14 protein-coding genes are annotated in these 11,626 nt (G+C 68.2%); 8 read left to right on the top strand and 6 right to left on the bottom strand.

Translation table 11 applies throughout. From position 1 onward, the window contains the following. Positions 1 to 247 precede the first annotated feature (247 nt). Entirely contained in the window at positions 248 to 1,195 is a 948-nt protein-coding gene (locus ASF16_RS08215) for an EamA family transporter (RefSeq protein ID WP_056165173.1), read from the bottom strand. Between the two features lie 97 nt (positions 1,196 to 1,292). Between ASF16_RS08215 and ASF16_RS08210 the strand changes: the two genes are divergently transcribed. From ASF16_RS08210 to arsC, 3 genes are all read left to right on the top strand, one after another. Next, positions 1,293 to 1,757, top strand: coding sequence for an Lrp/AsnC family transcriptional regulator (locus ASF16_RS08210; protein WP_056165171.1), 465 nt, complete (start codon positions 1,293 to 1,295; stop codon positions 1,755 to 1,757). Beyond that, positions 1,747 to 2,535 (top strand): DUF1045 domain-containing protein, encoded by a 789-nt coding sequence (locus ASF16_RS08205; RefSeq protein ID WP_082516805.1) that lies wholly within the window; start codon positions 1,747 to 1,749, stop codon positions 2,533 to 2,535. Before ASF16_RS08210 ends, ASF16_RS08205 begins: the two co-directional genes overlap by 11 nt. A 103-nt stretch (positions 2,536 to 2,638) precedes the next feature. Further along, positions 2,639 to 3,061 (top strand): arsenate reductase (glutaredoxin), encoded by a 423-nt coding sequence (gene arsC / locus ASF16_RS08200; RefSeq protein WP_056165186.1) that lies wholly within the window; start codon positions 2,639 to 2,641, stop codon positions 3,059 to 3,061. Between the two features lie 103 nt (positions 3,062 to 3,164). Here the strand turns inward: arsC and ASF16_RS08195 are convergent, their stop codons facing one another. Beyond that, complete coding sequence (locus ASF16_RS08195; protein WP_156371993.1) at positions 3,165 to 3,521, bottom strand: hypothetical protein; 357 nt, start codon at positions 3,519 to 3,521, stop codon at positions 3,165 to 3,167. A gap of 70 nt (positions 3,522 to 3,591) precedes the next feature. Further along, positions 3,592 to 4,239, bottom strand: a complete 648-nt coding sequence (locus tag ASF16_RS08190; protein WP_056165166.1) for a DNA-3-methyladenine glycosylase I — start codon at positions 4,237 to 4,239, stop codon at positions 3,592 to 3,594. 150 nt (positions 4,240 to 4,389) lie between these two features. On the opposite strand from ASF16_RS08190, the gene ASF16_RS08185 reads away from it, so the two are divergent. Genes ASF16_RS08185 through ASF16_RS08175 form a run of 3 tightly spaced genes read left to right on the top strand, consistent with a single transcriptional unit; the run spans position 4,390 to position 6,739 of the window. After that, entirely contained in the window at positions 4,390 to 5,547 is a 1,158-nt protein-coding gene (locus tag ASF16_RS08185) for an aminopeptidase (protein ID WP_056165164.1), read from the top strand. After that, on the top strand, positions 5,540 to 5,995 hold the full coding sequence (locus tag ASF16_RS08180) for a polyhydroxyalkanoic acid system family protein (RefSeq protein ID WP_056165162.1): 456 nt from the start codon (positions 5,540 to 5,542) through the stop codon (positions 5,993 to 5,995). Before ASF16_RS08185 ends, ASF16_RS08180 begins: the two co-directional genes overlap by 8 nt. Before the next feature lie 15 nt (positions 5,996 to 6,010). Continuing rightward, positions 6,011 to 6,739 (top strand): nitroreductase, encoded by a 729-nt coding sequence (locus ASF16_RS08175; RefSeq protein WP_056165160.1) that lies wholly within the window; start codon positions 6,011 to 6,013, stop codon positions 6,737 to 6,739. A 13-nt stretch (positions 6,740 to 6,752) separates the two neighbouring features. Here the strand turns inward: ASF16_RS08175 and ASF16_RS08170 are convergent, their stop codons facing one another. Beyond that, positions 6,753 to 7,850 carry an ornithine cyclodeaminase gene (locus ASF16_RS08170; RefSeq protein ID WP_056165159.1) on the bottom strand — a complete coding sequence of 366 codons (1,098 nt, stop codon included), beginning with the start codon at positions 7,848 to 7,850 and terminating at the stop codon, positions 6,753 to 6,755. 146 nt (positions 7,851 to 7,996) lie between these two features. Continuing rightward, complete coding sequence (locus ASF16_RS08165) at positions 7,997 to 8,737, bottom strand: IclR family transcriptional regulator (RefSeq protein ID WP_056165157.1); 741 nt, start codon at positions 8,735 to 8,737, stop codon at positions 7,997 to 7,999. Between the two features lie 158 nt (positions 8,738 to 8,895). On the opposite strand from ASF16_RS08165, the gene ASF16_RS08160 reads away from it, so the two are divergent. After that, positions 8,896 to 9,828, top strand: a complete 933-nt coding sequence (locus tag ASF16_RS08160) for a hydroxymethylglutaryl-CoA lyase (RefSeq protein ID WP_056165155.1) — start codon at positions 8,896 to 8,898, stop codon at positions 9,826 to 9,828. After that, positions 9,821 to 11,050 (top strand): CaiB/BaiF CoA-transferase family protein, encoded by a 1,230-nt coding sequence (locus ASF16_RS08155; protein ID WP_056165153.1) that lies wholly within the window; start codon positions 9,821 to 9,823, stop codon positions 11,048 to 11,050. Before ASF16_RS08160 ends, ASF16_RS08155 begins: the two co-directional genes overlap by 8 nt. A 290-nt stretch (positions 11,051 to 11,340) precedes the next feature. Here ASF16_RS08155 and ASF16_RS08150 read toward each other — a convergent pair whose 3' ends face one another. Then, positions 11,341 to 11,595 carry an acyl-CoA-binding protein gene (locus ASF16_RS08150; RefSeq protein ID WP_056165150.1) on the bottom strand — a complete coding sequence of 85 codons (255 nt, stop codon included), beginning with the start codon at positions 11,593 to 11,595 and terminating at the stop codon, positions 11,341 to 11,343. Positions 11,596 to 11,626 lie beyond the last annotated feature (31 nt).

The raw sequence follows: 11,626 nt of genomic DNA, 5'->3' as shown, positions 1-11,626 counted from the left end.
CGCAGACTTGGGGTCGCCTTCTCTTTGGTGACTTTCTCTTGGCGAACCAAGAGAAAGTTACCGCGCCGCCGGGCGCGCACCCCGGCCCCCGCCCTCAACAAAGGCATGCTGCCGAATCAGCGAGCTAGCGAGCTAGCGCCCAGGTTTCGACAAGCTCAATCAGAACGGATAGTGAAGACGCGCAAAGACTTCGACAGGCTCAACCTGAACGGGTGGAAGACAAGACAAAACAAGACACCCCAGCCCACTACCCCACCCGCAGGCCCCACCAAGACGCCCTTCGCCCCACCCACCACCCCTTCAACGCCTTGCCATACAAAATCAACACCAGCGCCGCCCCAATCAGCGGCAACGCCGCAAACACCCACCCCGTCAGCAACTCACCCCCCAGCGCCACCCCCACCAACAACGCCACGGCCGGGTTCACAAACGAATAGCTCCCCGCCAACGCCGCCGACGTGTTCTGCAGCAGCCACAGATACGCATTGAGCGCCACCAGCGTCCCAAACACCAGCAGGTACACCCACGCAGCCCACGACTTCGCACTCACCTGCCCCAGCGCGCTCAGCGGCTCGAAGCACAGTGCCGCCACCAGCCCCATCGCCCCACCCACCAGCCACTGCGCAGCCGCCGCCATGGCAGGCGCAGGCAGAGACAACTTGCGCGATGCGTACGAACCCACGCTCCAGCACAGCGGCGCGCCAAAGGCCAGCAGCGCTCCGAGCCAGGTCGCAGAAAAGTCGCCCTCCAATGCGAGTAGCAGCGCACCCACCACGCCCAGTGCCACGCCGATCCAGCTCATCAACGGTACCCGTTCGCCGCCCCAGTGCGACCACAGCGCCAGCCACATCGGCATGGTGGTTACCACCGTGGCCATCAGGCCCGAGCCGATGCCCAGCTTCTGCGCAAAAACCACCAGATTCATCGCCAGAAACACCATCAACGCGCCCACGATGGCCGAGTTACGCCACTGCAAGACCGTGGGCAGCGCGTGCCCTTGCCACAGCGCCACCAGCAGCATCACGCCGCCTGCACACAGGAAACGGATCGCGCTCATCAACAGGGGCGGCATGGTCTGCAAGGCGATGCCGATGGCAAAGTACGTGGTGCCCCACACCACGTACACCAACAGCAGGGCGAGGCCCAAGGCCCACGGCGCGGGGTGGCGGGCTTGCACATTGATATTTGCCGGCATATTCTTCACCTGACCGAATAATTTATGGAATTCGCAAGAATTTCGGAATTTTTACCAAATTCATGCCGCTATGCAAGCAAATATTCAGACAGATGACATGGACGCCAGAATTATTTCGGCGCTGAGCGTGGATGGCCGACGTTCGTACGCCGAAGTGGGCAGCGAAGTGGGGCTGTCCACGGCGGCCGTGCACGAGCGCGTGAAGAAGCTGCTGGACAAGGGGGTGATCCGCCGGTTCTCCATCAGCGTGGAGCCAGAGCGCGTGGGGCTGTCGTTCACGGCCTTCGTGGCCATCCGCAACGACGGCGGTGCCCACTGCCGCGACATCGCACCGCGCCTGCAGGCCATGCCCGAGATCGAAGAGCTGCACAGCGTGGCGGGTGAATACGACTTCCTGGCCAAGGTGCGCACCACCCACGCGCGGGCGCTGGAAGACGTGCTTTACCAGATCAAGGCCATCGAGGGCGTGGCGCGCACCACCAGCACCGTGGTGCTCAACACCGAGTTCGAAGACCGCCCGCTCAACCTGGGGTGGATGAGCGAAGACCGCAATGCCGCCTGAGACCAAGACCACACCGTGCCCGCACCAGGCGGCAACCGCAACCCCTCTGCCGGCAGCCTCCGAGACCGCGGCAGCCCATCGCTATGCGGTCTACTTCGCGCCCAGCCCCGGCAGCCTGGGATGGCTGGCGGGCAGCCATTGGCTGGGCCGATGCGCAGCCTTGCTGCAGCCGCTGCCACAGCTCGACATCCATGGCGTGCCTGCCGATGTGCTGGAACGCCTCACCGCAGCACCGCGCCGATACGGCTGGCACGCCACACTCAAGGCCCCGTTCGCACTGGCGCCTGGTGTGGACTGGATGACGTTGCACCACGCAGTGCAGACCGTGGCGCAGAGCCTGAGCGCATTCCAGCTGCCGCCGTTGCACGTGGAGCGCCTGGGCGACTTCCTGGCGCTGGTACCGCCGCCTTCGCATGCGGCCAACGCAGCCCTGCGCGACGCGGCGGCGGCCTGCGTCACGCAATTTCAGCCTCTGGCAGCGCCCCTGTCCAAGGCCGATCTGGCGCGTCGCCGCGCCGTCGGTCTCAGCGCGCGGCAGGACGAGCTGATGCAACTTTGGGGCTACCCCTTCGTGCTGGAGGAGTTCCGCTTCCACATGACGATCACGGGGCGACTGTCGCAGGTGGATGCCAGCACCCAGACGCTCGTGCTGGATGCCGCGCAGGAATACTTCTCCGACATGCCCGCACTGAAGTTCGACAGCCTCGCCCTGTTTGCCGAGCCGGCGCCGGGAGCCGACTTCGCGCTGCTCGACCACCTGGAGCTGGGCGCTGGATGACGTGCCGACAGCAAGGCGGCCCGCTGGTGTTCCGCTCGTGGCCCGCCCGCTCGTGGCCGCAACACTCGCAACCCTTGTCCATCGATCCATGACCGACCACGCCATGTCCACCGTCACCATCTACCACAACCCGAAGTGCGGCACCTCCCGCAACACGCTCGCCATGATCCGCAACAGCGGCATCGAGCCCGAGGTCATCGAGTACCTGAAGACCCCGCCGGACCGCGCCACGCTGGTCGCACTGATCGCCGCCACGGGCGCCCCGGTGATCGACGCCGTGCGCACCAAGGAGGCGCTGTTCACCGAACTGCAGCTGAACGCGCCGGGCGTGACGGACGCGCAGCTCATCGACGCCATGCTGGCCCACCCCATCCTCATCAACCGGCCGCTGGTGGTGACGCCGCTGGGCACCCGGCTGTGCCGGCCGTCGGAGGTGGTGCTCGACATCCTGCCCGCGCCGCAGCAAGGCGCTTTCAGCAAGGAAGACGGGGAAGTGGTGGTCAACGCCCAGGGACAGCGGACCTGAGGTCTTGGCGCCCCGCCGCAGTCACCCTGCGGCGATGGCTCGATGGCTCGATGGCTCGATGGCTCGATGGCTCGATGGCTCGGTGGCTCGGTGGCTCAGTGGCTCATTGGAAAAGGCACAGCATCACGCCCAGCGCCGTGGTCGCCCAGCCCACGCGGTTCGCGGTCTGTGCTGTTGTGCGGTCGATGGGGATCAGCGCGCAGCGGTGCCACATCCATACATTGCCGATGCAGGCCACCAGCACGGCGGCCACCGCCAACACCACCGAACCGAGTGCGAAGGCCAGGCCCAAGCCGCCGATCAGCGTCACCCAGGTGAACATGGCGATCGCGCCGGAGGTGCTGGCCAGCACGTGCGACAGGCCGCCGCAATAGCTGCACTGCGCGGGGTTCTCGCGCGCGGACCAGCGGACCGCCGGGTCGCGGACGCCCGGCTTCTGGCAGTGGGGACAGGCATGCATGGTGCGCAGCTCCGAAAGGGTGACCTGCACCACTATAGCCAGTGATGCAGCCACCCGCCAATGGATAGGGCTAGGGCAGCGTGAACCCCGCCCGCGCCTGCAGCGCCCGGTCGCGCGAATGGCAGCCTTCGATGTGGTCGTTCACCAGCCCCATCGCCTGCATGAAGGCGTACACGGTGGTGGGGCCCACGAAGGTCCATCCGCGCTTCTTGAGGTCCTTGGACATGGCCACCGAGGCGGGCGATGTGGACAGCGCGCGCGCTGCCTCGCGCGTGAGGCGCTCGGGCCGGTCGGCGGCGGCGGGCTCGTAGCGCCAGGCGTAGCGGGCGAGCGAGCCGAACTCCCGGCGCAGCTCCAGCACGCGGTGCGCATTGTTGATGGTGGAGACGATCTTGCCGCGGTGCCGCACGATGGCCGCGTCCTGCACCAGGCGCTCGATGTCGGCCTCGCCATAGGCGGCGACCTTCTCGGCGTCGAAATGGTCGAACGCGGCGCGAAAGCCCTCGCGCTTGTTCAGGATGGTGAGCCAGCTCAGGCCGGACTGAAAACCCTCCAGGCAGAGCTTCTCGAACAGGCGCCGGTCGTCATCCACCGGAAAGCCCCACTCGGTGTCGTGGTAGTGGCGGTACAGCGGCGTGGCCTGGCACCAGGTGCAGCGCGGGCAGCCGGCGTCGTCGGCGAACAGGCCTTCGGGCAGGGCGGTGGGGGCGTCGGTCATGGTGGGGCATTCTAGGCAGGCACAGCGCAGCCCCTGGCACACGCGGCGTGCCGCACCGCGGTCCACCGGTTGCCCTAAACTGACCGGCAGGCGCGCCCTGCCGCCCGCGCCCCCCGCCTTTTCACACCCTGTTCTGAGACGACTGCCTGCATGCGCCTGCTTCCCGTACGCCCCCTGCTGTGGCTCGCCCTCGCCACCCCGTTCCTGCTGGCGGGTTGCGCCAGCACCACCGACTCGCTGGGCTACTACTGGCAGTCGGTGCGCGGCCACATGCAGCTGATGCACGCGGCCCAGCCCATCGACCGCTGGATCGCGCGCAGCGACATCAACCCCGCGCTGCGCGAGCGGCTGCAGCTGGCGCAAAAAGCCCGCGCCTTTGCGGTGGCCGAGCTGGGCCTGCCGGACAACGCCAGCTACCGCCGCTATGCGGACCTCCAGCGCCCCGCCGCGGTGTGGAACGTGGTGGCCGCGCCGCCGTACGCGCTGACGCTGCACACCTGGTGCTTTCCGGTCACGGGCTGCATCGGCTACCGCGGCTACTTCGCGCAGGCCGACGCCCAGGCCGAGGCCGACCAGCTCGCGGCGCAGGGGCTGGAAGTGGAGGTGTACGGCGTGCCCGCGTACTCCACGCTGGGCTACATGAACTGGGCGGGGGGCGACCCGCTGCTGTCCACCTTCATCGGCTGGCCCGAGGGCGACTTCGTGCGCCTGCTGTTCCACGAGCTGGCGCACCAGGTGGTCTACGCCGAGGGCGACACGCTGTTCAACGAATCGTTCGCCACGGCGGTGGAACGCATCGGCGTGGCGCAGTGGCTGGCCACCCATTCCACACCTGCCGCGCGCGAGGCCTATGCCACCAGCGAGGCGCGCCGCGCCGCCTTCCGTGCGCTGACCCGTGCCACGCGCGCCCGGCTGGCGGCTATTTATGAGCAAAAAGAGGCTCCACCGCTGGATGGACAAGCGCTAGCCGCTATGAAAACAGAAGCAATGCAGGATTTCCGCAGCCGCTACGACGCCTTGCGCGCGCAGTGGCTGGGCACCGCGCCGGGCTCCACGCCCCAGGTCACCACCGCCCAGGTGGCGGGCTACGACCGCTGGGTGGCCAAGGCCAACAACGCCAGCTTTGCAGCGCAGGCCGCGTACGACGAACTGGTGCCGGGCTTCGAGGCCCTGTTCGCGCAGCAGGGCCGCGACTGGAGCCGGTTTTATGATGCCGTACGACAACTGACCCGCCAGCCGCTGCAGGAGCGCCAAGACGCCCTGCGCGCATTGGCGCCCACGACCCCCAAGGAGACACCTGGTGCCTGACATCCACATCCATCGCGAACACCACTTGGGCCTGAAAGAGGCCCGCAAGATTGCTTTCTCGTGGGCCGAGAAGGCTGAAGAAAAATTCGACATGGAATGTGTCTACGAAGAGGGCGACACCGAAGACACGCTCACCTTCAGCCGCTCGGGCGTCAAGGGCACGCTGCTGGTGGACGCCACGCAGTTCGAGATGAAGGCGCAGCTGGGCTTTTTGTTCGGCGCATTCAAGGACCGCATCGAGTCCGAGATCGGCGACCAGCTCGACGCCCTGCTGAACGGCAAGCCGGCCAAGGCCGCAGGCAACAAGAAGGCGGCGGCAGCGGACGCCGGCGAGCCCGAGAAGGACAAGGCCACCGCCAAGGCAGCCCCCAAGGCAGCCCCTAAGGAAGCCCCCAAGGCCGCCGCCAAGACGCCCGCCAAAACCGCGGCCAAGCCCAAGAAGGCCTGAGGCCCACAGCCCGCCATGGCCTCCCCGGCACCCACCACCTCCACAGGCACGGCCGCAGCGCCGCCCGCTGACGCCACGGCGTTCGACACGCTGTCTGCCCTGCTGCACACCCGCTACAGCTGCCGCGCCTACCAACCCGAGCCCCTGCCGCGCGCCACCATCGAACAGATTTTGGCGACGGCGCAGCGCACCGCATCCTGGTGCAACGCACAGCCCTGGCAGGTGCACATCGCCAGCGGCGCCACGCTGGCACGGCTGCGCGAAGCATTCGCCGCCGTGGCGCCCACCACGCCCGCCACGCCCGACCTGCCCTGGCCGCGCGAGTACCGCGGCGTGTACCAGGAGCGCCGCCGCGAATGCGGCTGGGGTTTGTACGAGGCCCTGGGCATTGCCAAGGGCGACCGCGAAGCCTCGGCCCGCCAGGCAGCGCAGAACTTCACGATGTTCGGCGCACCGCACGTGGCCATCGTCAGCAGCGACGAGGCGCTGGGCACCTACGGCGCGGTGGACTGCGGCGCGTATGTGGCCCACTTCATGCTGGCCGCGCACAGCCTGGGCGTGGGCTCCATCGCGCAGGCCGCGCTCGCGTCGTACCCCACTGTGCTGCGCGATGTGCTGGGCATTGGCGATGACCGCACCATCGTCTGCGGCATCTCGTTCGGCATGGCGGACCTGCCGCACCCGGCCAACCACTTTCGCACCACGCGGGCCGATGCGGCCGACAGCGTGGTGTGGCGCGACTGACGGGGCCTTCCGGTCAGGCCGCTGCGCGCAGCAAGGGGCTGCTGCGCGCCTGCAGCACGCCGAACAGATTCTTGGGGTCGGCCAGCGCAGGAATCAACTCGATGCGCTCGCCCACACCCAGCACCTCTGCCGCATCGCGCAGAAAGCGCAGGGCCGAGAAGTCCTCCAGCGCAAAGCCCACGGAATCGAAGACGGTGACCGCGGCATCGCCGCCGCGGCCTGCGCGCCGGCCGGCCAGCACCTCCCACAGCTCGGTCACCGCAAAGTCGGCGGGCAGCTGCTGTATGTCGCCTTCGATGCGGGTCTGCGGCGCGTATTCCACAAACACCTGCGCCGCACGCAGCACATCGGCATGCAGCTCGGTCTTGCCGGGGCAGTCGCCGCCCACCGCGTTGATGTGCATGCCGGGCGCCAGCATGTCGGGCGTGAGGATGGTGGCGTTGGTCTTGTCGGCCGTCACCGTGGTCACGATGTCGGCACCGCGCACCGCATCGGCCGTGCTGGCGCAGGCAACGGTGGCGATGCCCGTGCCCTGCAGGTTGGCCTGCAGCTTGGCGGTCGCGGCCGGGTCGGTGTCGAACAGCCGCAGCGTGGTGATGCCCAGCAGGTGGTGGAAGGCCAGCGCCTGGAACTCGCTCTGCGCGCCGTTGCCGATCAGCGCCATGGTGCGGCTGCCGGGCCGCGCCAGCGACCGCGCGGCCACGGCCGACATGGCGGCGGTGCGCAGCGCAGTGGTGAGCGTGAGCTCACTCAGCAGCACCGGTGCGCCCGTGGCCACATCGGCCAGCACGCCGAACGCCATCACCGTCGACAGGCCGTGGCGCGTGTTGCGCGGGTGGCCGTTGACGTACTTGAAGGCGTAGGTTGCATCGTCGGCAATCGGCATGAGCTCGATCACGCCGTCCTGCGAATGGCTGGCCACACGCGCCGACTTGTCGAACGACTCCCAGCGCAGGAAGTCGGCCTCGATGTTGTCGGCGATGCCCCGCAGGCAGGCTTCGATGCCCTTGCACCGCACGAGGGCGATGACGTCCGGCGCGCTGAGGTACACGGTGGAGACGGTGGTGGGGGTGGCGTGCGATGCGGTGGGTGTCAGGTTCTGCGTGACCATGGTCTTGTCTCCAAAGGGATGGAGACAAGTTTCCGCCGGGCAGATGGCAATGGGAATCGCCAGAACTGCCGCATATTGCGCACCGCCCTGGCGAACTGGCAGCCAAAACTGGCCTTCTGACCAGTCGGCAATGCTCGGTCTGCGCGTCAGACCTGCCCGCTCAACCGGCGCGCCGCCTCCAGCACGGCCTTGACGTACCGCTCTTCATAGCGGTGCGCCGGCATGGTCAGCGTGACAGCGGCGGCCAGGCTGCCGTCGGCATGGAACACGGGCGCCGAGATGCCCGCCACCTCGTGCAGCCGGTCGCCCGCGCCGGCCATGTAGCCGTCGGCGCGGATGCGGGCGTAGAGCGCACGGTCCTTCTGGCCCAGCGTGCGGCTGAGCGCCGGGTCGAACGCCACCAGCACCCGCCCGCCGGTGCCGCGCCCGAGCGGCAGCACATCGCCCGCGCGGATGTGGTCGCGCACGGGGTGCGGCGAATCCACGCGGAACTGGCACAGCCGCACCGCGTCAGCGCCCTGCCCCTGGCGCACGTGGTAGGCCGCGCTCTCGCCCGTGGCGGCCACCAGATCGCGCAGCACGGGCAGCACCACCCGGTCGAGCGAGAACGATGCCGCGTACAGCGCATGCAGCCGCGCCACTTCAGCGCCCAGTGCGTAACGCCCGTCCGCCAGGCGCTGCACCCAGCGCGCATGCTCCAGCGACGCCAGCAGGCGCAGCGCGGTGCTCTTGTGCAGTTGTGTGCGGGCGGCCAGTTCGGCCAGTGTGAGAGCGCCTTCCCCCGCGCGAAAGGCGGCCACCAGCGTGAGGGCGCGGTCCACGGCCGCCACACCACCCGGCGCTGCGTGGGCGTCGGCCAGGGATTCGTGCGCGGATTTGCGGGGCATGGGGCAGCTTGCAAAAGAAAAACCGGAGGGTCAGGGCTTGACGGCGCTGGTTAAAACGCCAATCATTTCAATGGAAAGAACACCGTTCTATCTATTAGAACAACGCACCGCGGCAGCGTCAAGCCTTTGCAGCCGCCCTGCACTGCACCAAGGACCCCATGGCATCCCCCGACATCCTCATCAGCGAAGTGGGCCCGCGCGACGGCCTGCAGTCCGTGCAGGCCACCATGCCCACGGCGCACAAACTGCGCTGGATCGACGCGCTCGTCGCCGCAGGCCTGCGCGAGATCGAAGTCGGCTCGTTCGTGCCCGCACGCCTGCTGCCCCAGATGGCCGACGTGGCCGAGGTGGTGGGCCACGCGCTCACCCACCCCGGCATCACCGTGATGGCCCTGGTGCCCAACCTGCGCGGCGCCGAGGCCGCGCTGGCCAGCGGCGTGCACAAGATCACGCTGCCCGTGTCGGCCAGCGCAGCGCATTCACAGGCCAATGTGCGCAAGACCCCCGAAGAGATGGTGCAGGAGCTGCGCGCCATCACCCGCCTGCGCGCCGAGACCGCGCCCCAGGTGCTGGTGGAGGTGGGCATCTCCACCGCCTTCGGCTGCACGCTGCAGGGCGAGGTGCCCGAGGACGACGTGATCCGCCTGGCTGCAGCGTGCGTGGCGGCGGGCGTGGACGAGGTGGGCCTGTCGGACACCACCGGCATGGCCAACCCCGCCCAGGTGCGCCGCCTGTTCACCCGGCTGCGCAGCGAGATCGGCCCGCACGCGGGCGCGGCCCACATGCACAACACCCGCGGCCTGGGCCTGGCCAACTGCCTGGCCGCGTACGACGTGGGCGTGCGCACCTTCGACGCATCGCTGGGCGGCCTGGGCGGCTGCCCCTATGCACCGGGAGCCTCGGGCAATGTGGTCACCGAAGACCTGGTGTTCATGTTCGAGGCCATGGGCGTGACCACCGGCGTGGACCTGGCCCGGCTGTTCGCCGCGCGCATCCCCCTGCAGGCCGGGCTGCCCGGCGAGCCGGTGTACGGCATGACGCCCGAGGCGGGGCTGCCCAAGGGATGGATACAGGAGGCAACGCATGCTTGAGAACAACGACAGTGCCCCGAGCCAGGGCCCCGGCGACTTGCCCTACGCCGGCATCCGCGTGGTGGAGTTCACCCACATGGTCATGGGCCCCACCTGCGGCCTGGTGCTGGCCGACCTGGGGGCCGAGGTCATCAAGGTCGAGCCCATCGGCCACGGCCGCGAGGGCGATGCCACGCGCAAGCTGCGCGGGTCGGGGGCGGGCTTCTTCCCGCTGTTCAACCGCAACAAGAAGAGCCTGGCGCTGGACCTGGAAACCCCCGAGGGCAAGGAGGCCGTGCTGCGCCTGATCGCCACGGCCGACATCGTGAGCGAGAACTTCAAGCCCGGCACCATGCACAAGCTGGGCCTGGACTACGCCAGCCTGAAGGCGCTGAACCCGCGCCTCATCTACGTGAGCCACAAGGGCTTTCTGCCTGGCCCGTACGACCACCGCACTGCGCTCGACGAGGTGGTGCAGATGATGGGCGGCCTGGCCTACATGACCGGCCGGCCCGGCGACCCGCTGCGCGCGGGCACCAGCGTCAACGACATCATGGGCGGCATGTTCGGCGCCATCGGCGCGATGGCCGCGCTGGCGCAGCGCGAAAAGACCGGGCGCGGCCAGGAGGTGCAGAGCGCGCTGTTCGAGAACAACGTGTTCCTCGTCGCACAGCACATCATGCAGTTCGCCGTCACGGGCCAGCCCGCGGCGCCCATGCCTGCGCGCATCTCGGCCTGGGCGATCTACGACGTGTTCCAGGTGAAGGATGGCGAGCAGATCTTCCTGGCCGTGGTGAGCGACGGCGCGTGGGCGGTGTTCTGCGACGCCTTCGGCTTTGCGGACCTGAAGGCCGACCCGCGCCTGGCCAGCAACAACGACCGGGTGCGCGAACGCGCCTGGATGATGCCGCTGCTGCGCGAGCGGCTGGCGCCGTTCAGTGCCGCGCACCTGGCCGACGTGTTCGAGCGCCACACCCTGCCGTTTGCGCCCATCACGCGACCGCAAGACCTGCTGGACGACCCGCACCTGAACGCCACAGGCGCCCTGGCCCCCATGACCCTGCCCGACGGCCGCGCCACCCAGACGGTGCTGCTGCCCCTGGCCATGGACGGCCAGCGCCCCGGCGTGCGGCTGTCGCCGCCCCGGGTGGGTGAGCACAATGCAGAGCTGCTGGCGGAGCTGGGGTACGATGCTATAAAAATTGAAGCGCTTGGCGCTTATCCAGCAAGCGGCAAAGCCTGATTTTTCTCAAATGGTGCTTGATGGGCCAATGACCTCGGTCTTCACATCCCCTCATGCCCACCTCTCCACCTCTCAACCTCTCAACCACCGTTCGGGCTGAGCCCGTCGAAGCCAGGGCGTACCCCGCGCGTGCAAGGCTTCGACAAGCTCAGCCCGAACGGATGGGTGAGCGAATTTGGGGGTCCCTGAAGCAAATGGCCTACCAGGCTGATTGATTTCCAGGCCGGAGTTACGCCCCCCAGAAAAAGCAAAAGCGGCCTGGGCCGCTTTTGCTGGGGGGAACCAACTGCTTACTGCAGCGATGTGATCAGGTCGACGTACTGCTGCTTGGCGGCATCGGCCTCGGTGCCCTTGAGCTTTTCCCACGCGTCCCACTTGGCACGGCCCACCATGTCGGAGAAGCTGGGCTTCTTCTCGGTGTTGTCGCCGGCCGTGGCCTGCTTGTACAGCGCGTAGATCTTGAGCAGCGTGGCGTTGTCGGGGCGCTCGCTGAGGTTCTTGGAATTGGCGACGGCGGCTTCGAAAGTCTCGTTCAGATCGGCCATGGGAATTGCTCCTGGGTGAATTCTTGAGGGG

This window comes from Acidovorax sp. Leaf78 (assembly GCF_001422735.1).
Taxonomy (GTDB): domain Bacteria; phylum Pseudomonadota; class Gammaproteobacteria; order Burkholderiales; family Burkholderiaceae_C; genus Acidovorax.
The sequence above is the reverse complement of the archived record's forward strand: the minus strand, read 5'-3'. Positions and strand labels throughout refer to the sequence as shown.